Raw genomic sequence first — 20,372 nt, 5'->3', positions numbered from 1 at the left:
CCCTCGTTCGGGGCGCTCAAAACAACGCAGTGCCTATAATGACCATAATCCTGTATCGTAGGCTACACAATCAAATTTAATACTTTCTTCGGAAAGAGCGGGAGTCGGGAGTCGGGAACTCTCCCCCCCTGTTCCCTGTTCCCTGTTCCCTGTTCCCTAAAATAAAAGAGTTTTAGCTATTCACTATTCCCCTGCCCCCCTGCTCCCCCGCTCCCCCGCTCCCCTGCCCCCCTGCTCCTCTGCTCCCCCGCTCCCCGTTCCCTATCCCATAAAAATACTCTAAGCAAATCCCGGATAGACCCCCAAGAGCGTTATGATAAAAAGTTCCCACTTTGACCCCTTGGGGGTGGGCTGTGGTGTGGGCGCCCTCAATAGACCTTAAGTGAAAAGCAACTATGAGCAGAACCAATCTAGATTTTTTAGCACAAAGCGACCCTCGCGTGGCCGAAATTCTTAACCTAGAACTCCAACGCCAACGGGATCACCTAGAATTAATTGCCAGTGAAAACTTTACCTCAGCAGCAGTTCTGGCGGCACAAGGTTCCGTCTTGACCAACAAATACGCCGAAGGTCTACCGGGAAAACGCTACTATGGCGGCTGTGAATTTATCGACCAAGTGGAACAGTTAGCCATTGACCGGGCGAAAGAACTCTTCGGGGCGGCCAGTGCTAACGTTCAACCCCACTCCGGCGCCCAGGCCAATTTTGCCGTCTTCCTGACCCTATTAAACCCCGGTGACACCATTATGGGCATGGACTTGTCCCACGGGGGCCATTTAACCCACGGGTCCCCGGTGAATGTGTCGGGGAAATGGTTCCGGGTGGTGCAGTATGGGGTGAGTCCTGAAACCGAACAGTTGGATTATGAGATGATTCGCGCGATCGCCAAAAAAGAACAACCCAAGCTGATCATCTGTGGGTATTCTGCCTATCCCCGGATCATTGACTTTGCCAAATTCCGGGAAATTGCCGATGAAGTCGGAGCCTATTTAATGGCCGATATTGCCCACATTGCTGGATTAGTGGCCACCGGACACCACCCCAACCCCATCCCCCATTGTCACGTCGTCACCACCACCACCCACAAAACCCTACGGGGGCCACGGGGAGGCTTAATCCTGACTGGGGATGAAGAGTTAGGCAAAAAACTGAATAAAGCCGTATTCCCCGGCACCCAAGGCGGCCCCCTAGAACACGTTATCGCCGCCAAGGCCGTCGCCTTTGGGGAAGCCCTGAAACCAGAATTTAAGACCTATTCCGGGCAAGTCATCGCCAATGCCCAAGCCCTCGCCGCCGGATTAATCCAACGGGGCTTTAAAATCGTCTCCGGGGGCACCGATAACCACTTAATGTTAGTAGACCTGCGTTCCATTGGCATGACCGGGAAACGGGCGGATCAGTTGGTGAGTGGGGTGCGCATCACAGCCAACAAAAACACCGTTCCCTTTGACCCCGAATCCCCCTTTGTCACCAGTGGGTTACGCTTAGGTTCTCCGGCCATGACCACCCGGGGGATGGCAGAGGCCGAATTTACCGAAATTGCTAATATTATCGCCGATCGGTTGTTGAATCCTGACGATGAGGCGGTGGCGGAAGATTGTCGCCGTCGGGTGGGGGCGCTGTGCGATCGCTTCCCCCTGTATGATCATTTACGGATTGCCGTACCTGCTCTCGCCTAAACCCTGCTAAATTGAGACTGCACCCCTCCTTGACCCCCCAAGAAATCCCAAAAAAGTCACAAATTAACCGGATTACTCTAGGCTAAGGAGGGGAATTTGTTGTAGACTTTGCCTGATCCCATTAGGTGTACAATCCAGATGCCTCTCCATCTGTATCATTTGATTGCCTTCCTCATTTCTGCGATTGTTGTCCTATGGAGTACACCAGTCGTCAAAACCATTGGGCTAAAACGCGGTCACGTTGACCACCCCAACGAAGAACGGAAAGTCCATGAGCGGCCAATGGTGCGCTTGGGGGGCGTTGCCATTTTTACGGGGACGGCAGTTGCCCTGTGTTTGGTTTGGCTTTTAGGGGGCTTTGAAGTTCTCCCCCAAGACAAAGGCGATATCTTCGGTCTGATTGTCGGAGGGGTTGGTTTTTTCCTCATTGGACTGACCGATGATTTATTTAGTCTTGGTCCATTGCCTCGCTTACTAATGCAAGTCGGGGTGGCTACCTTGGCTTGGATGTTGGGAGTCCAAATTGATTTTCTCTCCATTCCCTTTGCGGGTTTAGTCCAAATTGGTTGGCTCAGTCTACCTGTGACTGTGATTTGGTTGGTGGGGATGGCGAATGCCATTAACTGGATTGATGGTCTAGATGGGTTAGCCGCCGGAGTCTCAGGCATTGCGGCGGTAGTGATGTTGGTGGTGTCCCTGTTTATGCAGCAGTCGGCCGCCGCCCTGATTGCGGCAGCCCTCGCGGGGGGAGCATTGGGTTTTCTGCGCTATAACTTCAACCCCGCTCAGATTTTTATGGGCGATGGAGGGGCTTATTTTATGGGCTTTGTCTTAGCGGCCGTGGGGGTGATTGGGTTGGTGAAAACTACGGCTGTCACAGCCGTAGTGCTACCCTATTTGATTTTAGCCGTGCCGATTTTGGATATGTCGGCGGTGATTATCTCTCGCCTGAGTCAAGGCAAATCCCCGTTTTTGTCCGATAATCGTCATCTCCACCATCGTTTACTCAATGCGGGGATTTCCCAACGCTTAACGGTTTTGTTTATTTACTGTCTCACCCTCTGGGTGGGCAGTTTAGCCCTCGCCTTCTCAGGGATTCCCAGTGGAGAAGCCTATGCGATGGGCGCAACAGCATTATTAGCCTATGTGGGGTGGCAGGTTTGGCGCAATACTCGGGCAAGTCGGTCTTAAAGGGTGAAAAAGGGTATGAGTGCGGAAATTATTTGCGTCGGAACGGAATTATTGCTGGGGGATATTCTCAACAGTAATGCCCAGTATTTGGCCAAGGAATTGGCGCGTTTGGGCATTCCTCACTACTATCAAAGTGTGGTGGGGGATAATCCGGGACGAATTCATCAGGTTGTGGAAATGGCGATCGCCCGCTCCTCAATTTTGATCTTTACCGGAGGCCTGGGCCCCACTCCCGACGACTTAACCACCGAAACCCTCGCCGCATTTTTCCAAACCCCCTTAGTGGAACATCCCGAGGTTTTACAGGATATTACGGAAAAGTTTGCCATGCGACGGCGGGAAATGACCCCCAACAATCGCAAGCAAGCCCTCCTCCCCCAAGGGGCGACCGTGCTACCTAATCCCAGTGGCACCGCACCGGGCATGATTTGGCAACCTAAACCGGATTTAACTCTCCTCACCTTTCCGGGGGTGCCGTCGGAAATGCGCCGGATGTGGCAAGAAACGGCGGTTCCCTTTTTGCAAGCCCAAGGGTGGGGTAAACAGATTATTCACAGTCGTTTACTCAAGTTTTGGGGCATTGGGGAGTCTACCTTAGCCACCAAAGTAGCCGATTTCTTTGACTCCCCCAATCCCACCGTCGCCCCCTACGCTTCGGCCGGGGAAGTGCGCTTACGGGTATCGGCTAAGGCTCCCTCGGAAGGGGAAGCCCTTCAACTCATTGAACCCATTGCCGCCCAAATTCAAGCCATTGCCGGATGGGACTATTTTGGTCACGATGAGCAAACTTTAGCCACGGTGGTGGGGGAATTATTGCGCGATCGCCAGCAAACCCTCTCTGTGGCCGAATCCTGCACCGGAGGCGGTCTAGGGGAAATGTTAACCCAAGTGGCAGGCAGTTCCGACTACTTTCAGGGGGGCGTAATTAGCTACGCCAACACCGTCAAAACCCAGCTTTTAGGTGTGAGTCCTGAATTATTGACCCAGTTGGGGGCTGTCAGTGAACCCGTCGCCAAACAAATGGCCCTAGGAGTACAGAAACAACTAGGCAGCGACTGGAGTTTAAGCATTACAGGCATTGCAGGCCCCGGGGGAGGAAGTGATCATAAACCTGTGGGGTTAGTGTATATTGGGTTAGCTGCCCCAGATCAAACGGTGGATATCTTTGAGTATCGTTTTGGTCAAGAACGCGATCGCGCCACCATTCGCTACATGAGTGCCTGTAACGCCCTTGACCGTCTCCGTCGCAAACTACTTGATTCCCCCTCCTAGGTCTAATCTCCTAGGGATGGGGTTCGATTTTTTTTTTGCTGTGTTATGCTAGAAGATAAGCAGACTAAGCTCGGTAAGGAGTCTATCAATTGCCCTCTGTCGTAATTCTTCAGATGTAATTGTTCAGATTCTTTTCAGAATCCCGACCATCCAACTGGCGGGAGTAGCTAATGATAAGTTAGTCTTACAGGAGCATTCTTTTCAATGGACTATGTAGAAAAGGTTTTAGAAAAGATTAGAGAGTGGGCGCGCCGCCTCATCGAATCTTTATTAGGCCCCGAAGCAGAACCAGAACCTGAGTTAATTCCCATTCCTGTTAACGAACCTCAGCGACCTCGGCACAGATAACACGAGGTAAAACTAACACGAGATAAAACTACCTAGGCCCCCCTAACCCCCTATTTGGGGTTGAACGCGTTGGACTGCCTAGATATTGGAAGTCCTTTCAACACCAAGACCATCGGACTTGTGTTCAAAATCTTGTGTTCAAAATCAAGCCGTTTCCATCGGCTATAGCAATCCTCAAAGATAGGGCGAAGCCCCTAACTGGTTGGTAGGACTGCTATTTTTCTTGGCCGTTTCCAGCGACCTATTTCGGTTTCGCGCCAAATTACCCCTTTTCGTAATGACAGAATCCCCCTTAAGCCTCTTAATTCTGCACGGACCGAACTTGAACTTATTAGGTCAACGAGAACCCGGCATTTACGGCCAACTGACCCTAGCCAAAATCAATGAATTATTGCAACAACAAGCCAAAGCATTAGATGTCACCATCACCCCCTATCAATCCAATCATGAAGGGTCTTTAGTTGATGCCATTCAATCCGCCCTCGGTCAATATTCCGGCATCCTCATCAATCCGGGGGCTTATACTCATACCAGCGTCGCCCTACGGGATGCTTTATTAGCCGTTCAACTGCCCACCGTAGAAGTTCATTTAAGCAACATTTACCGTCGCGAAGAATTCCGCCATCACTCCTACATTGCCCCCGTTGCCATCGGTCAAATTAGCGGCTTTGGAGTCCAGAGTTATTGTTTAGGTTTACAAGCCTTAGTCCAGCATTTAAGGGACGAAGCCAGTAGCCCTTGAGCTTTAACCGCAAGCAGCCCCGCGCTCTACACGTTAGGGTGAGCGTCGGGAAGAATTGCGGGTCTGTCGTTCGCGCCAGCGGCTCCTTGGAGCATGGGGTTCAATACCCCATCGACAGACAAACTTCTAATTTATTGCCTCAAAACATCGCTTTGGGTTCGCTCCGTAAGACGACAATACTCATCTAAATGCTGCTTCTCTATATCCGAAATCCGAACGGAAAAACTTTTTATGTATTGCAAGACTATAGCCAACCTACCTGAGTCGTGCAAAAAAGGGTCGCCTGTAATCCAGATAGGACAATAGCCCAGAGTTCACGTCTCATTAGGACTAGCTATATCCGTATTTGCATTACAATGATACCATGCGAACATCCTACCAGTACCGACTACGATTAACTCGACAGCAGCAAGCCACAGTGGATAACTGGCTTGAACTTTGCCGCAGGCAGTACAACTATCGCTTGGCGGAGCGGTTCAACTGGTGGGAGCAAAATCGCTGTGATGTTAACGCTTGCCTTTTGATCTGTTACCTTCCAGAACTGCAAGACAGACCAAATTTCTACTCTCAAAAGCGCGATTTGGTCAATTCTAAAAAGCGGTGAATCCGAACGGTACAACCCAGAATTGCTCTGGTTGTGGGCAGAAGGTTCCAAAAACCATCCAGGATAGATGGCACTCTTGCCCTCACTGTGGATTGGAAACTAGACCGTGACCACAACGCGGCAATTAACATCAAATACAGAGCGGTGGGGCATCCCGTTCTTAAAGCTCAGGCAACGCCCGATGGGATACCAGGGGTCACTGAGAAGCCCGCGCTGTATGCGTAGCATCAGCGTCGGGAGTATGTCACGGTCATTTCCCATGAGGCCACCTAAATCCGATATTGAGTCCAAACCCCTAAAGAACTAATTTTAAACGACATCAAGCTATTAACCACCGTCCCCGGAGTCCAGCACATCCCCGAAAAAGCCACAGACTCCCCAGCTTTGTGGTCTTCTTGCCACTCCCGCCCCACCAACGGCTCAATTTCCCCCTGTGCTGATACATTTTCTGTTTTGGTATGGGCTAACAGGGGGCTATTTTCTGAAACTTCAATCACTATAAAATTCTCTTCTCCTCGCCAAGTATAGTGTTCTGAATCAAACAAATGATGACTATAGCCATCATGTTCATCCGTAATCTTTTTAATCTCAATTAAGCGAATATCCCCCCAACCATACCCCCGTTCTCCACCCATTTGTAGACGATTACAAGCCGATTGCCAAGGCAGATCAGACCCTTCTTTTTGAAACATATAACCCACTAAATAAACCTGTTTCCCGTCATCTAATGTCCGAGGTGAAATAAACTCAACCTCGTGTAATAAACCCTCCTCGGCTGCTTGTTGGGGATAGACTAAAGCAGTGCTGGCGTAACTACTCAAAAACCGACGACGAAACAGGCTTTCTTTTTCCCACGGCCATTGAATTGGATAGTCTTGATTTTCTTGAATGGCGGGATAAAAGTAAGTAAAAGCTAACTCTTGATGAACTCTTTCACCATAGCCTTGATACTGACTAGAATCAGTAGCCGGACCATCCGTTGCATCACGGGTTAGGCGCATCGTCAGCGCACCCCAAAAGTTGCGTCCGGTGACGTAGGGGCGAGTACGCTGTACATTCCCCACTTTTCCACAACCAATATGCAGAGGAGATTTCAGCTTAAAGACAACGCGATAGACTATCCAAGTCACGGAGTTTCCTCCTGTTCTTCTTCTTGAGAATTGGTTGATTTTTCTTCAACCTGTCGAGCTTTTGCCCCATAACGAGCATAAATTAACATTTGCTCTAGGGTTTCTTTGGTGAGTAATAGCTTTTCTAAATTGATTGTTTTATTATCTGTAATGTGTTTTAGTATATCTTCAGCCTGATCGCTGCTAGGCTTATCCCATCCAATTTTCAAACTATCTAACAATTCCCACATATACTTTACTAGAACTTCTCCAGTAGATTTGATATTTTTCTTCCTCTCTTCATCGGACGGTTTTTCTTTAGCTAATAGGTATAGAAAACAAGCGTAAACCCCATCTTCTTGTAAAACACCCAAGGTTTTAGTAACCGTGTTTTCCACCGATTTTGCTTCCTTGTGTTTTGAGTTTTCTATCATGTCCTGAGCGTGTTTTGCCGCAAGCCAGTCTAAATTATTTTCTGTATTAATCATGATTTTTCTCCTGATCAAAAAGGTCTGATAAACCTACCGTTATTGGATCACCAATCATAGCCATCCGTCCAAAGCCTCGCGTTCCCATACCACCAACTCCCAACCACTCAATCATCCTAAACCCTGCTTTCACCACACATAAGGGACAAGTCCAAGCCCCTCCAGGTAAATTTTTACTACTCTTAAACTTTTTCTCTTTGGGAAATGGACGCTGGCGTTTTTTGGGCTTGTTATTTTCTTCTTGCTTATCATCATTTTGTTTATTTTCGTCCTGCTCTTGACCAGAGCCATAATCATCTAAAACGACTTCTGCGGTGAGGAATGTAGCGCGGGGGATGGCTTCGTAGGTGAATAAAGCTCCTTCATCGGCTGCACCTGTTTCTGGGTCAATGGCTACCGAGGTGCGGACTTCTAAATTGCTATTCACAATTTGGCTAAACAGAGCATCTTGGACAATCACAATTTTTTTGATTGCCTTATAGCGTTCTTGATCTTGCCATTTGGACTTTTTAGGAGGTTCAATTTTTACTTTATCTGGTAAAATTTCTAACATTAACCAACCTAAGTTTAAAGGATCGGTGCGTTCCCAATTTAGCAAAACTTTTTCTTTTTTCCAGTCAGTTTGTGGTGGCTCAACTGTAAAGCCCGCTTCTTCTAAACGCTCTACCGTACTCACCCAAACGGGGCCAACCATTGAATGAACAGGAAACAGAAGGATATGAGCATCAAAAATATTGACAACGCCGGAATAAATATCTTGACCTTTGATATAGCCAAAGGTGTAGCAGACAGGATTATCAGCGATGTTTCCTGTAACTTTATTATGGCTTTGTCCTGCGGCTTCGGGGGTTTCATATAACTGTGCTGCATAGGAGCGGGCTGCACCGTGTAAACTTGTGCCGGGGATTTTGGGGATTTTTGTACCGGGTTCGCGGACAATGCTGTTATCGACTCGCCCCAAGCGATAGCCCCCAGTACCGATATGTACGGGGTCGAGGGTCATAAATAAATAACGTTGTCGTTTGTAGGTTGCCATTGGTGGTTTTATCGCTCCTTGAGGATTTCCATATACAAGTCTGCTATATCTGCCAGTTTGCCCCGCACTCCCGCATCAATGAGTTGCTGACGTTCTGTTTCCGGGATAGTGTGCCAGAGTTTTGTTTTGGGCCATGCTGCATTACTGAGGGTATCTTTGACAAATTGCTTAAATGTGTCATCTGTCCATGATTGTTGTAAATTTTCACCATGCCACATTTCGCGAGTTGCTTCGATGGTGTAAATAACTTGATGGCGTTGGGAGGTTTTGAGGTTTTTGAGAATTTCCCAAAGGGTTTGGATACGGTCTAGGTCTTCGAGGTAGAAGGGACGGGTGGAACGGGGGCGGCGACCGTTTTCGTCGTAGTGAATTTCAAAGCGGCGGGCGGTGCTGTCGAGGTATTCAAAGTCAAAGGTGGAGGGGGTGAAATAAATTTTATCGCCTTGTTTTAAATCACCAGCATGAACTAACCAACAGGGTTCAATTGTACCAGGTCGCTGACTTTTGATTTTGCGTGATCGTCCATTTACCTTGTTATCATCACCATTAGTTTCTAGAAATACGTAAGGATACCAGACATCTTCAGTTGTACCATCACCCATATAACTAGGAACAGACCAAGTAATGGTACTGTGTTCATGGGTTAGTGTTACTTCAATTTTCTTATCCTCTGTTGCTTCCGTGGGTAATGGGCATGAAGCCTGAATAACCTGCCATAATTTTTGACTTCTAGATTTATAGCTCAACATTTGTCGTCCAGCGTCTAAAGCAGACCGGAGGGGAGTACGACGATCAAAGTAGACAACACCGAGATATAAGGGTAGACGATTGCGGACTTTGCCCATTTCGCGTTCATACTTTGTTTTTATCGCCTTAACTACATCAAGAGATTTATCTGCTGGAACAAGAGCCATAAATGTACTCGGTTCAGTCAATATAGGAATAGCAGTAGAGTAGGCAACATCTTGATGTTCGGTTCTGATAATTCGCAGATTTGTTGGTAGATTTTGGTTGCGATCACGTACTGAATCACTATCGCGTAATGTAATTGAGCGATCACAAGTAATAAATTGAGACTGAATATAATCTTCTACAAAAATTGCAGCAGTCGCCGAGTCAGTAAAGATTTCTCTTTCGGCTTCAAGCTGTCGGGCAACATAACTAAGATTATCAGTTGAAATCAAATATCCTCCAGTTCCATCGGGCTGTGGTGGATACCAAGCTACACTTAATGTGGTTTTACCTAATTCCAACTCATAAACATGGAATAGCCCCAAGTTAGGTATTTGATCAAGATAGAGAATCAAACGACGGCGACTATCAGATAGTGATAGCTTTAAGTCATTTTGTACATCTTGCCAAAATTGGCGGGTTGTTTCCCAAATACGGCGAATTCGACTAAAAGAGGGGTTTTTAACCGAAGTGGTTGAACCTGAGCCAACAGGATTAAGAATGAGAGACTCGACTAATTGACCACTCAACCAATCCTCTAAATCAAACCGACCAATAATTAGTGCAAGCTTTGCATTTGTATCAGCAACCTCATCAATCCAGATTGTATCTTCAGCTTGTTGAGTAGCCCAAAGTTGAGATCGATCAAGTCGTCGTCTTTCACAAATATCACAGACTTTACGCGATGCAAGCTTCTCGGATTTTCCTTGTGGTCGCATTCCGCAAACTGTGCAAATATCAGCAGCTTTGTGTTGATCTATTTCATTTTGAGGCCAGGACTGTTTGATTTCTTCAGGTAATGGTGGTGAAACAATAAATTTTTGAAGAATTTGACCAATGGGAGGAATTTCATTTAAAGGTGGATTTCTAGTTTGCCAGTCAGGATCTTGCCCCCACCAAGAAGTCTGATCCAGTTCTATGATTGGTTGTAGTTCTCCACCTAGTTTTAAACTTGCATCATTTTTTAATGTACCTTGCGTGAATTTTTGCAGAATCAAATCACGAAGATTTTCACCCATTTGATTGCTTAAATTCAAAAGATTTGGTAAATCATATACCACAAAAATACTTCTGCTTTCATCTCGATAAACTTCATTTCCTAGTGGATATTCTATTTCTACTAAATCGCGTACTTTATCAAAAGAATCTTTAAGCAATTTTTGTCGGCTTAATAAATCAGGAAGTCTAGAAACCTTTGTGATATAACCAAGTCCTTCAACTCTAACACTTAATAACCGCCAGCGCAGATCCCTAGCTTGCGGAATACTGCTTGACAATAATGTACCAGCAACAGCAGCTTTATAAAGTGCGCCTACCAGTGTTCCCCAATCCCATAAACTGATTTCATTAATAGGACGGCGTGTATCTGCACCAACTTGGATAAATAATTCACTAATTTTTTGAGTAAAATTTGGTCGATCATTTTGAGAATAACTAGCTAATGCTGTCCAGGGTAAACCCCAAAGTTGAGTAGTTAGATGATTAGGGATATTTTGCTCAAAACCAAATGAGGAACTAACTGTTACACCCGGATAGTTTTGTTCTCCGCCATCTGGTTCTTGTTTGTCGAAGTGGGCTGTATTATGACAGCGAGTTAAATAATCAGGCAGAATATCACAATTTGTATCCGATTGTCGATGAATAATTTTCGGAAATGGGCAAATGTTCCCTAGTAAATTAATAGTAATACTACTTAAGCTAGAAACACGGATAGTGAGTACGTTTCGAGCTAAACCCTGTTGTCCAGTTAAATTAGCTGCTTGTACTTTCAATTGCTCATCAGAGCATTTGCGGTAATCATGTAACCAACCAATTGCCTCACCCAATAAAATCGCATCACGATTATTTGCTAGTATATCAAGTTGGTTCATTCTTGAACTCCATTATGTAGATCCTTTGCTATTTGTTGGGCGCGATCGCTCATAATTATTCTTCCTGTTTGGGCAACAAAGGTTCTAAATTAACCAGTAACGCTGGAATTTCAACCGAAACGACATCCCATAATATATCCAGATCAATATTTTTGTAAGCATGTACCAAGCGATCGCGTAACCCAGCGAGTTGCTTCCAAGGTAAATAGGAATGTTGTTCTCGAAATTCGTTGGATAATCTCTTAGTAGCTTCCCCCATAACAGCGATCGCGTACATCACTGCTGCAATTGTTTTTTGATCTTCCACAAATTCAGCTTTCGTCATCCCCGATACAAAAGAAATTGTATTTTGACTGTAATAGTATATATCAAGTATGGACTCTAAATCTCTATTTGCTGTCATAAATAACCTGAGATGATGAAAGAATATTTTGTTTTCTTAGCCAATTATGACTCTGCTCAACACTAGACCTATTGACTAAATCAACCTTGCGACCAAGTAATTTCTCTAATTCCTCTTCAGCACCCATTAAATCAACTAATCTCCATTGAATATTCGGTTTAAGAACATATAAAAAGTCTACATCGCTATCCGTATTAAAATCATCACGCAAAATAGATCCAAAAACTGATAATTGAGCAATTTGCCAGCGTTGACAAAAGGTTTCTATAGCATCTATTGGTAGAGGTAGTGCTAATTTTGAGGCTGTTTTTATCTGTGTTTTTACCATAATCTCTTTCAACAATTGCTATCAATTTGGTTTACTGGCTTTTGCCTAAATTTTGTATTATTTGGTTAGCGCGATCGCTCAATTGACTCAAGTTATTAAAAGTCTGTGAAGTTATTAAGTCTGAACTGGATTCAAATCTCTCCTGATTTTCTTTGTACCATTTTTTAACTTTTTTGTAAAGTGTAGGATTGTGTGGTTGATTTTGCCTTTGCAGAAACTTTTTATATTGTGACTCACTTTTCAAAGTTCCATCATCGTTTAGAAAATCTTGCTTTAAACTCCCATCACTATTCAAAAACTCTGCTTGTTCAGATGAAATTTGTATTTTCTTTAATTCTGGCCAATCTGCTCTAATTGCAAACCCTATTTTTTCCTTAATATCAACAACACCAAAACCGCTACTGGTTTTTGCTCCAAAACCATACACTCTGAGCATCGCCTCTACCCCTTTCGCAACCAACTCTAAATCCTGAGCAACTTGGATTTCATCCACTTTACCAAACGGAACATAGAGAATAACAAACTCACCTGTTGCACCAATAGGAACTGACTCAATCAAAATCGGATTCTTGCCCGTTCCTTTTTTGCGATCGTGCGGGTTAATGACCTCCAAACTAATTCTATCAAAGAATGTCGGATAAAAGTAAAGTCGCCCCGAAAAAAATCCAGTTGAAGAAATTTTTCGCTGAATGTAACGCCGATACCACCGTGATAAATGATCATTACCCAGATGATCTAAATAACTTTGAAAATTTTCATCCTTTGTCTGAACATTTTTCTCTGTTCCAAAAATTCGAGCTAAACTAATACGTGTGGCGACAAACTGTTTTAGATAAATACGACTATCCCGTTCATCTAAACTACACGACCATTCAACAAACTGTTGAATCATTGCACTTTGTAACGCTCCTTTCCAACTGCTGGGGGCTACCATTGGCGTTTGAAACACCTTGTCCTTGTGAACGGGGTTATCAAGGATATGAAAAGCGCGATCATCCTTGCTGAGATATGGCTTTTTAAGGACAAAAGGAACTTTCAATATAAAGCTAAGTTGAGGTAATTGCTCAAGGTCTTTAGGATTAGGTGTAAATTGAAAAAATTCAGGAATTTGTTGAGTAGTAAGATTTTTTTGCCAAACATCACGAATATTATTTTTACAGTTATTTGACTGACTCTCATACCATAAATAAGATAAGTGTGGTTCAATCTCTACAGCCTTTTTAGCAGAACTTTCTACCTTAGGTTCTGCTTCTTGGCGTGCATCTCGATCTCTTCGGCTCTTAGCTCGTTCTAATTCTACAACAGCTTCCTCAAGAGTCGGTAAACAATCGTCTTCACTTAAACATTCTTGTTGACAAGCATAATAATCATATTGCATCATACACCTCTTAGAAAAACTAAAACTATACCACCGCAAATTCAGTAAACTGGTTGGATTATTTGCCGATATTTTTCTATTTTTTCCATATTTTGTTTCCTATTGATTTCAACAATTGTTATTGTGGAGAACTGACCAATTCAAAGGCTGCAATCAGCGCAGCAAATACTTCCCGAATATCGTTCTCATCAGCATTATTCATTACTTTCTCCGCAAAAATGGGTGGAGAGGTGTCTAACTTCAAAACGGCGGCATAGAAACGAACATAGTCCTTTGCTGAAGTTAAATCCTCTATGTCATTAGCGTTAGATTTCAGTAAATCAGGAATTTCTTGAGTCACCTTATCAAAAATCTTGTCAGATGAAATATTAACTTTTTTGGGTTGTGGTGAGGGTGGGTTGATACTATTCAATAGATTTATAACTGTTTTTGGTAAGAGTCCCAATTCTAGCACATAATCATCAATTGCAGATTTTTCAAAGCTTTCTTTATATCTTTTGTTAGCAATGTGTATGGCTATCTTAAAGTTTATCTCGGGAACTGAAAGCGTATGTACGTTACTATGACGAGAACTTTGTTCCCTCATGCTGCCTACATCAAAACCTTCAAAAGAATCAATTTTTTTTAAGAATCCTGTATCTGCAAAAATACTTTGTAAAATGCTGCCTTCTGTTTTATTTTTGTGACGATCTAAGTCGTACAAAATCACACAATTAAGAAATTCCCCGCCTTCCAAGCGAGGTCTGATGATGTTGCTCACTGTTCTATTGATTTCACGAGTATTTCCCCCAGCAGAAGTGTAATCATCAAATTGAATAATATTCTTTTTTTTCAAGACGTTACACACACCTTTTTCTGTAGATCCTTCTCCAAAAACTAGGATCGCCATATTTATTTTTCCTGTAGCTGAAATTGAAAGGGTGGAATAAAGTCTTTCCACGCACGAGGATCAATACCTGAATCAAGCCATGTTAATAAAGTATCTTGATCAAACCAAGATGATCTTAGTTGACCATCAGATAAGCTTAAATGAAAAGCCATTGTTTTTTCAGAATTTAGGTGTTTATTTTCCATCATTTGGGTAATGTACGCAAGGAATTCTAAATTATGAGTAGAAATGAAAACTTGAATGGGTTTATCCTGAATCATTTTGACTACTTCTCTTAAAAGATTGCCCAAGGTTTGAGGATTTTGGAAGGCTTCCGGTTCTTCCCATAATAAGAGTCCGGGTTCTTCTTCTGTTGCCATTTCTGCCATGACAACGAGGGGGACTAAAAGCTTAAATGCTGCCCTTGCACCATCGCCAAAGGCATCAATGGAAAGAGCGGGTTTGTCTTCACGAGCAATCCAACCTTGTAAACGATCAGGATAACCCGTAATTGGGACAAATTGAACTGTAAAAGGGTCTGTGATTTCAAAAATTGTGCCGAAATGTTTGGCAATTCGTTGTGTCCAGCCCGGAACTTCGTTAAGGACTTGACGGTAAAAATCAATAGGGATGTAACTTTGCACCATTGATGTGTCACAAAACAAGGTATGTTTTGCGGCAGGCGGTTGACCTTCTATTGACCAAACTGCACTACCCTTATAATAATAAGTTAAATCTGGATACCACCAAAATACAGTTCTAGTTTTATTTGCTAATTTTTTTGTATGCTGCCAAAATAGTTTAAAAAAGTCCTCATCTAAATGTTCATCAGTTAAATTGTTTTGATTTTTTTTGATATCAAAACCAAACAAAAAAAGACGATCATTTGGCAATTTTTCACTGGGTAATTTTTTTTCGCTCCAATCTAAATCGAACTTTTGCAATACTGCTTTTGAATCTTTTACATTGATACTAACAATAGCATCTTTTTCTCTACTAAAATTGAGTAAACCTGTTGAATCACTATGTTTACTTACAATTAGATTTAACGGATTATTATTTAACAAATCTTGTTCAGCAAGCAGTACCGTATTGGATAGCGTAACCTCATCTACTTGTCTCACTAATCCAACTTCTTGATTGACTGTACTTGCTAAATAAATAGCTTCCATCACGGCAGACTTTCCAGAATTATTTGCCCCGACAAAAATATTGAATTGTCTGAATTTATTGATAGCACCAGACTCAATTCCTCGAAATCCTTTAATATCAATACTCTTGATCATGATTTGTTTCCTCGTGAACTATACTGGACAAAAAAGATTGCATCTCTGAAATTGAATGAGGTTGCCAAGGATTTGGTGTGGGGAATATATTAAGTTGAGCCGTCCGATAATCTGTAGCAGTTAAGCCTAGTGCTTGTAAGCAATTTCGCGTTTGACTAAGGTTCTCTTGAAATACATTAATGATATCACGGCGAAAAACTTTTCCCTCTTTGTCTTGGGGTAAATACATCCAACCTCGAATTTCCCATTCATCTGTATTCTCTAAACGATAAGCCCAACTAAATGCGACTTTACCGCGTAGCCTTTCATCTTTTCGGATTGTACCAAAAAGCCAATGAAGTAAAGGGGGATTAGACCAGTTACACCCATAACGGAGGTAATTTTTGAGGGCAGGAGTTGTAGGAATCATTCCATTCCTTGCTATTTTCTCCAATTCTCCCCAACTTTGACGATTCGTTCGCAGTTCCTTAATTCCGGGAACAGTATGCCACCAATTTAAATTTTTAGGTGTAAAGCGAAGTTTAAAGAAGGTAAATGTTCTTAGATCAGGAAATTCTGTGATTTTTGTTTGATCACTCCTTGGATAGTCAAAACAAGATGCTTCAATGTGTGGTACATTTTTAATGTTGATGATACGAAAAGCTCCATAACCTAGCTGGGGTCTTGCACCCAAACTACCATAAACTTCTAAAAATTTTAATAGAGTATAGAGTTTGGCTAAAGTGTTTGAGTTTCCATGAAAATTAAGGGTAAACTCTCCTAACCAGCCCGGATTGAGAAACCAGCCACGAGTGCGATCTTGGGGTGTTATTTTTAAAGGCTTGTCCCATTTCAGAGTTTCCTGAACATCTGTAATACTGAGTCGAAATTGCCGTTTCCAGCCTGTTGCTCCGAAGATATGGGAAACATCACAAGTCAATCCACCATCGCGCAATTTTTGACGCTGATCTGTTGCTTTAGATTCACGATATTTTTTCATGTCTAGGCTATTACGATCGCCTTCTGCTGTTGAATCACACACCTCTCCTCCCACACCCCGCACCAGCACTTCCATCCACCAGCGTAGACTGCCGAGAATTCCGGTTTCGTAGAGGCGATCGCACTTCCCATCAACCCCACCAGTCCAGAGGGGTGTTAACGTCTGAATCTTAATCTCCATCAATCAATTAATCCTCCCACAGAGTAGCCATGTTTGGGGTTTCCTGCTCTAATGTTAACCAAGAGGAAGGGGTTCTAGTCCGAGGCCAGGGAAGCGGGGACTTCTAGGCTGTTTTGGCTCATGAGGGTGCGATCGCCTAAAATCACTGGGGGGATACCATCGGCCAAGACTTGACCTTGATTGAGCAGAATCACGCGATCGCACACTTCCAGCAACAACTCCAAATCATGAGAGGAGAGGAGAATCGTTTCCTGAGAACGTTGTAAAAACTGAATCAAACGACGACGTGCAGCTAGGTCTAAATTGGCACTAGGTTCATCGTAGAGGATGAGTTGAGGCTGCATGGCTAAAATAGAGGCGATCGCAACCATACACTTTTCCCCCCCGGAGAGTTGGTGCGGCACCCTATCCGCTAAATGAGACACCCCCGTTGTGGCCAAAGCATTCGTCACCCGTTGCCCTAACTCCTCCCCCCGCACCCCCATATTTTCCACCCCAAAGGCCACATCATCCCACACCGAAGGACAAAACAACTGATCATCGGGATTTTGGAAAACAAAGCCAATTTCTGGGCGAAACTCCCCCCGTTGAATGGGCTTTTCAAACAACTGGATCTCCCCCGACGTAGCCCCCAGCACCCCACAAATACACAAAAACAGCGTCGTTTTCCCCGCCCCATTCGGCCCCACTAACCCCACCCGTTCCCCCCCTTGAATCGTCAAATTAACCCCCGCTAGGGTAACAGGACGTTGGGGATAGGCAAAACACAAATCAACCACTTCTAAAACCGCAGACATTAACCCTATCAAAATCCTGTATCACGTCTTCCTATTATCCTCCACTGCCGCACAACAACCATCACCACCCAAGAACCCACCCCAGCGACAACCTAAACTTCCTCCTTGCCTACCCCTCACCGATCACAATAATTGGTACTTGATCCCCCCTTCTGATAGACTGCTTTTTTGAGTGGATCAACCATACACCCGTCAAAAAAGCTGTTAAAAGAGGATAAATTTTGTGGATAGTACACTGGGATTAGAAATTATAGAAGTTGTTGAGAAGGCGGCGATCGCATCTGCCAAATGGATGGGGAAAGGCGAGAAAAACACCGCCGACCATGTGGCTGTAGAAGCGATGCGCGAACGCATGAACCAGATCCATATGCGTGGTCGCATTGTGATCGGGGAAGGAGAACGGGATGAAGCCCCCATGCTTTACATTGGGGAAGAAGTGGGTATCTGTACTCGTGAAGATGCTCACAGTTACTGTAACCCTGAAGAATTAATTGAAATTGACATCGCTGTAGACCCCTGTGAAGGTACCAACTTAGTGGCCTATGGTCAAAATGGGTCAATGGCCGTGTTAGCGATTTCCGAAAAAGGCGGTCTGTTTGCAGCGCCCGACTTCTACATGAAGAAATTAGCGGCTCCCCCCGTCGCTAAAGGTCATGTGGATATCAACAAATCCGCCACCGAGAACTTAAAAATCCTCTCCGACTGTATGAATCGTTCCGTTGAGGAATTAGTAGTGGTGGTGATGGATCGTCCTCGTCACAAAGAGTTAATCAACGAAATTCGCCAAGCAGGGGCGCGGGTGCGTTTAATCAGTGATGGTGACGTTTCTGCGGCTTTATGTTGTGCCTTCTCTGGGAGCAATATCCACGCGCTAATGGGGATTGGTGCGGCACCCGAAGGGGTTATCTCTGCGGCAGCGATGCGTTGTTTAGGCGGTCACTTCCAAGGTCAGTTAATCTATGATCCCGCCGTGGTGAAAACTGGGTTAATTGGGGAAAGCAAAGAGGGGAATCTAGCCCGTCTGCAAGAAATGGGGATCACGGATCCTGATAAAGTATACAACGCTGAAGAGTTAGCTTGTGGTCAAACGGTGCTGTTTGCCGCTTCTGGGATTACTCCCGGAACTCTGATGGATGGGGTGCGCTTCTTCCACGGTGGCGCACGGACACAAAGCTTGGTTATCTCCAGCCAGTCTAAAACTGCTCGCTTTGTGGATACGGTGCATATGTTCGACAATCCTAAAAATATCCAACTCCGTTAGGGAGATTTACCCGCCTAAATCCCCTTGAATCCTCCTGAATCCCCCTTTGGAAGGGGAACTGAAAATGGTTCCCCCCTTTCAAAGGGGGGCTAGGGGGGATATAAAGATCCTATGATAAACCTTTTATCTGGGCTGTATCGGCTCTTGAACATCTTATCGATTTGTCAAGATTGTTTAAGAATAGGTTACAGAAACAGACAAACCTTCAAAATATTATCTAGCACAGACAAATAAAACCCTTTAAAACATTATTTATGAATATTGCAGTAGTTGGGCTGAGTCACAAAACAGCACCCGTTGCTGTCCGGGAAAAATTGAGCATTCCTGAAGCGAAGTTAGAAGAGGCGATCGCGCATATCAAGGCCTACCCCCATATTGAAGAGGTGGCCATCCTCAGCACTTGTAACCGTTTAGAGATTTATGTGGTGACAAGCGAAAGTGAACCGGGGGTGCGGGAAATTATTCAATTCTTGTCAGAAATTAGCAATATTCCCCTCTATCAACTGCGCCGACACCTGTTTACCCTGCTTCACCAAGACGCTTTACGCCATCTGATGCGAGTAGCGGCGGGTTTAGATAGTTTAGTGTTGGGAGAAGGGCAAATTTTAGCCCAAGTGAAAACCACCCATAAAAACGCCCAAAAATACAACGGTTTAGGTCGATTATTAGATCGTTTGTTCAAGCAAGCCATGACGGCCGGGAAACGGGTACGCAGTGAAACCAGTATTGGCACCGGGGCGGTGTCCATTTCTTCGGCCGCTGTGGAGTTAGCCCAGATGAAAAGTGAGAATCTGTCCTCAGCGCGGGTGGTGATTGTGGGGGCAGGGAAAATGTCCCAGTTATTGGTGAAACACCTGTTGGCGAAAGGGGCCTCTGAGATTACCATTGTTAACCGTTCTCTCAAGCGTTCCAAGGATTTAGCCCAACAGTTCCCGGATGCTAGTTTAACCTTGCGTCCTTTAGAGGAGATGTTCGAGGCGATCGCACAATCTGATATTACCTTCACCAGCACCTCGGCCACCGAACCCATTTTAGACGCGCAAAACCTCAGCACCTGTTTAACCTCAAACCAGCCCCTGATGTTAATTGACATCTCCGTACCCCTAAACGTCCATAGCAACGTGAAGGACTTAGGTAACATCCAATCCTACAATGTGGATGATTTAAAGGCTGTAGTGGCTCAGAACACCATCCAGCGCCGTCAAATGGCTCAGGAAGCGGAAGGATTAATTGAGGAAGAAGTGGCCGCCTTTGAGGTGTGGTGGCAGTCTCTGGAAACTGTTCCCACCATTAGCAGTTTACGCAACAAAATTGAAGGGATTCGGGAACAAGAACTGGAAAAAGCCCTATCCCGTTTGGGCAGTGAGTTTGCCGAGAAGCATCAAGAAGTTATCGAAGCACTCACCCGAGGCATTGTGAATAAAATATTACATGATCCGATGGTGCAACTACGCGCCCAACAGGACATAGAAGCCCGTCGCCGAGCTATTCAGTCCCTACAAATGTTGTTTAATCTCGAACAAGAGGAACAGTATAGTTAGGGAATAGGGAATGGGGAATAGGCAACCTTAACAAGTTAGGCTTGTATGCATTTTGGCAAG

General features: G+C 44.5%; 18 protein-coding genes and 2 pseudogenes. 9 read left to right on the top strand and 11 right to left on the bottom strand.

The window, feature by feature from the left end; genetic code table 11:
• Positions 1 to 395 precede the first annotated feature (395 nt).
• From glyA to SPI9445_RS32300, 7 genes and pseudogenes are all read left to right on the top strand, one after another.
• Positions 396 to 1,679 carry a serine hydroxymethyltransferase gene (glyA, locus tag SPI9445_RS0123005; protein WP_017307153.1) on the top strand — a complete coding sequence of 428 codons (1,284 nt, stop codon included), beginning with the start codon at positions 396 to 398 and terminating at the stop codon, positions 1,677 to 1,679.
• Positions 1,680 to 1,817: 138 nt separating this feature from the next.
• Positions 1,818 to 2,870, top strand: a complete 1,053-nt coding sequence (locus SPI9445_RS0123000) for a glycosyltransferase family 4 protein (protein ID WP_017307152.1) — start codon at positions 1,818 to 1,820, stop codon at positions 2,868 to 2,870.
• A 15-nt stretch (positions 2,871 to 2,885) separates the two neighbouring features.
• Positions 2,886 to 4,142 (top strand): competence/damage-inducible protein A, encoded by a 1,257-nt coding sequence (locus tag SPI9445_RS0122995; RefSeq protein WP_017307151.1) that lies wholly within the window; start codon positions 2,886 to 2,888, stop codon positions 4,140 to 4,142.
• 204 nt (positions 4,143 to 4,346) lie between these two features.
• The gene (locus SPI9445_RS30850; protein ID WP_017307150.1) at positions 4,347 to 4,490 is read left to right on the top strand and encodes a hypothetical protein; all 144 of its coding nucleotides are present in this window, start codon (positions 4,347 to 4,349) and stop codon (positions 4,488 to 4,490) included.
• A 277-nt stretch (positions 4,491 to 4,767) separates the two neighbouring features.
• The gene (aroQ, locus tag SPI9445_RS0122985; RefSeq protein ID WP_017307149.1) at positions 4,768 to 5,232 is read left to right on the top strand and encodes a type II 3-dehydroquinate dehydratase; all 465 of its coding nucleotides are present in this window, start codon (positions 4,768 to 4,770) and stop codon (positions 5,230 to 5,232) included.
• A gap of 364 nt (positions 5,233 to 5,596) precedes the next feature.
• Positions 5,597 to 5,830, top strand: a pseudogene (locus SPI9445_RS30945) (helix-turn-helix domain-containing protein); the annotation flags it as partial.
• Between the two features lie 17 nt (positions 5,831 to 5,847).
• Positions 5,848 to 6,061, top strand: a pseudogene (locus tag SPI9445_RS32300) (zinc ribbon domain-containing protein); the annotation flags it as partial.
• A gap of 44 nt (positions 6,062 to 6,105) precedes the next feature.
• Here SPI9445_RS32300 and SPI9445_RS0122975 read toward each other — a convergent pair.
• The 11 genes from SPI9445_RS0122975 to SPI9445_RS0122925 all read right to left on the bottom strand — a co-directional run bounded on the left by SPI9445_RS0122975 (position 6,106) and on the right by SPI9445_RS0122925 (position 17,510).
• A complete protein-coding gene (locus tag SPI9445_RS0122975) occupies positions 6,106 to 6,966 on the bottom strand; it encodes a hypothetical protein (RefSeq protein WP_026080036.1) in 861 nt (286 codons plus the stop codon).
• The gene (locus tag SPI9445_RS0122970; protein WP_017307147.1) at positions 6,963 to 7,433 is read right to left on the bottom strand and encodes a hypothetical protein; all 471 of its coding nucleotides are present in this window, start codon (positions 7,431 to 7,433) and stop codon (positions 6,963 to 6,965) included. The genes SPI9445_RS0122975 and SPI9445_RS0122970 overlap by 4 nt, the downstream gene beginning before the upstream one ends.
• Complete coding sequence (gene cmr4, locus SPI9445_RS0122965; protein ID WP_017307146.1) at positions 7,426 to 8,469, bottom strand: type III-B CRISPR module RAMP protein Cmr4; 1,044 nt, start codon at positions 8,467 to 8,469, stop codon at positions 7,426 to 7,428. Before cmr4 ends, SPI9445_RS0122970 begins: the two co-directional genes overlap by 8 nt.
• A gap of 8 nt (positions 8,470 to 8,477) precedes the next feature.
• The gene (locus SPI9445_RS0122960) at positions 8,478 to 11,291 is read right to left on the bottom strand and encodes a CRISPR-associated protein Csx11 (protein ID WP_017307145.1); all 2,814 of its coding nucleotides are present in this window, start codon (positions 11,289 to 11,291) and stop codon (positions 8,478 to 8,480) included.
• A 55-nt stretch (positions 11,292 to 11,346) separates the two neighbouring features.
• Entirely contained in the window at positions 11,347 to 11,694 is a 348-nt protein-coding gene (locus tag SPI9445_RS0122955; protein WP_026080035.1) for a HepT-like ribonuclease domain-containing protein, read from the bottom strand.
• Positions 11,681 to 12,022, bottom strand: a complete 342-nt coding sequence (locus SPI9445_RS0122950; RefSeq protein WP_017307143.1) for a nucleotidyltransferase family protein — start codon at positions 12,020 to 12,022, stop codon at positions 11,681 to 11,683. Before SPI9445_RS0122950 ends, SPI9445_RS0122955 begins: the two co-directional genes overlap by 14 nt.
• A 31-nt stretch (positions 12,023 to 12,053) precedes the next feature.
• On the bottom strand, positions 12,054 to 13,403 hold the full coding sequence (locus SPI9445_RS31520; protein WP_237748003.1) for an RAMP superfamily CRISPR-associated protein: 1,350 nt from the start codon (positions 13,401 to 13,403) through the stop codon (positions 12,054 to 12,056).
• A 115-nt stretch (positions 13,404 to 13,518) separates the two neighbouring features.
• Positions 13,519 to 14,289 carry a hypothetical protein gene (locus tag SPI9445_RS0122940; protein ID WP_017307141.1) on the bottom strand — a complete coding sequence of 257 codons (771 nt, stop codon included), beginning with the start codon at positions 14,287 to 14,289 and terminating at the stop codon, positions 13,519 to 13,521.
• Between the two features lie 2 nt (positions 14,290 to 14,291).
• Positions 14,292 to 15,554 (bottom strand): AAA family ATPase, encoded by a 1,263-nt coding sequence (locus tag SPI9445_RS0122935; RefSeq protein ID WP_017307140.1) that lies wholly within the window; start codon positions 15,552 to 15,554, stop codon positions 14,292 to 14,294.
• Positions 15,538 to 16,713 (bottom strand): type III-B CRISPR module RAMP protein Cmr1, encoded by a 1,176-nt coding sequence (cmr1, locus tag SPI9445_RS26735; protein ID WP_017307139.1) that lies wholly within the window; start codon positions 16,711 to 16,713, stop codon positions 15,538 to 15,540. Before cmr1 ends, SPI9445_RS0122935 begins: the two co-directional genes overlap by 17 nt.
• 74 nt (positions 16,714 to 16,787) lie before the next feature.
• Entirely contained in the window at positions 16,788 to 17,510 is a 723-nt protein-coding gene (locus tag SPI9445_RS0122925) for an energy-coupling factor ABC transporter ATP-binding protein (protein ID WP_017307138.1), read from the bottom strand.
• A 223-nt stretch (positions 17,511 to 17,733) separates the two neighbouring features.
• Between SPI9445_RS0122925 and glpX the strand changes: the two genes are divergently transcribed.
• A complete protein-coding gene (glpX, locus tag SPI9445_RS0122920; RefSeq protein WP_017307137.1) occupies positions 17,734 to 18,771 on the top strand; it encodes a class II fructose-bisphosphatase in 1,038 nt (345 codons plus the stop codon).
• Positions 18,772 to 19,025: 254 nt separating this feature from the next.
• Positions 19,026 to 20,312, top strand: a complete 1,287-nt coding sequence (locus SPI9445_RS0122915; RefSeq protein WP_017307136.1) for a glutamyl-tRNA reductase — start codon at positions 19,026 to 19,028, stop codon at positions 20,310 to 20,312.
• Positions 20,313 to 20,372: the final 60 nt, after the last annotated feature.

The organism is Spirulina subsalsa PCC 9445 (genome assembly GCF_000314005.1).
GTDB classification, from domain to species: Bacteria; Cyanobacteriota; Cyanobacteriia; order Cyanobacteriales; family Spirulinaceae; genus Spirulina_A; species Spirulina_A subsalsa.
Note: the sequence above shows the minus strand (reverse complement) of the source record. Positions and strands in the feature narration are given on the sequence as shown.

Coding starts and splice junctions, on each gene's coding strand:
- glyA (WP_017307153.1), top strand. CDS start 396: ATGAGCAGAACCAATCTAGATTTTTTAGCACAAAGCGACCCTCGCGTG.
- SPI9445_RS0123000 (WP_017307152.1), top strand. CDS start 1,818: ATGCCTCTCCATCTGTATCATTTGATTGCCTTCCTCATTTCTGCGATT.
- SPI9445_RS0122995 (WP_017307151.1), top strand. CDS start 2,886: ATGAGTGCGGAAATTATTTGCGTCGGAACGGAATTATTGCTGGGGGAT.
- SPI9445_RS30850 (WP_017307150.1), top strand. CDS start 4,347: ATGGACTATGTAGAAAAGGTTTTAGAAAAGATTAGAGAGTGGGCGCGC.
- aroQ (WP_017307149.1), top strand. CDS start 4,768: ATGACAGAATCCCCCTTAAGCCTCTTAATTCTGCACGGACCGAACTTG.
- SPI9445_RS0122970 (WP_017307147.1), bottom strand. CDS start 7,433: ATGATTAATACAGAAAATAATTTAGACTGGCTTGCGGCAAAACACGCT.
- cmr4 (WP_017307146.1), bottom strand. CDS start 8,469: ATGGCAACCTACAAACGACAACGTTATTTATTTATGACCCTCGACCCC.
- SPI9445_RS0122960 (WP_017307145.1), bottom strand. CDS start 11,291: ATGAACCAACTTGATATACTAGCAAATAATCGTGATGCGATTTTATTG.
- SPI9445_RS0122955 (WP_026080035.1), bottom strand. CDS start 11,694: ATGACAGCAAATAGAGATTTAGAGTCCATACTTGATATATACTATTAC.
- SPI9445_RS0122950 (WP_017307143.1), bottom strand. CDS start 12,022: ATGGTAAAAACACAGATAAAAACAGCCTCAAAATTAGCACTACCTCTA.
- SPI9445_RS31520 (WP_237748003.1), bottom strand. CDS start 13,403: ATGATGCAATATGATTATTATGCTTGTCAACAAGAATGTTTAAGTGAA.
- SPI9445_RS0122940 (WP_017307141.1), bottom strand. CDS start 14,289: ATGGCGATCCTAGTTTTTGGAGAAGGATCTACAGAAAAAGGTGTGTGT.
- SPI9445_RS0122935 (WP_017307140.1), bottom strand. CDS start 15,554: ATGATCAAGAGTATTGATATTAAAGGATTTCGAGGAATTGAGTCTGGT.
- cmr1 (WP_017307139.1), bottom strand. CDS start 16,713: ATGGAGATTAAGATTCAGACGTTAACACCCCTCTGGACTGGTGGGGTT.
- SPI9445_RS0122925 (WP_017307138.1), bottom strand. CDS start 17,510: ATGTCTGCGGTTTTAGAAGTGGTTGATTTGTGTTTTGCCTATCCCCAA.
- SPI9445_RS0122915 (WP_017307136.1), top strand. CDS start 19,026: ATGAATATTGCAGTAGTTGGGCTGAGTCACAAAACAGCACCCGTTGCT.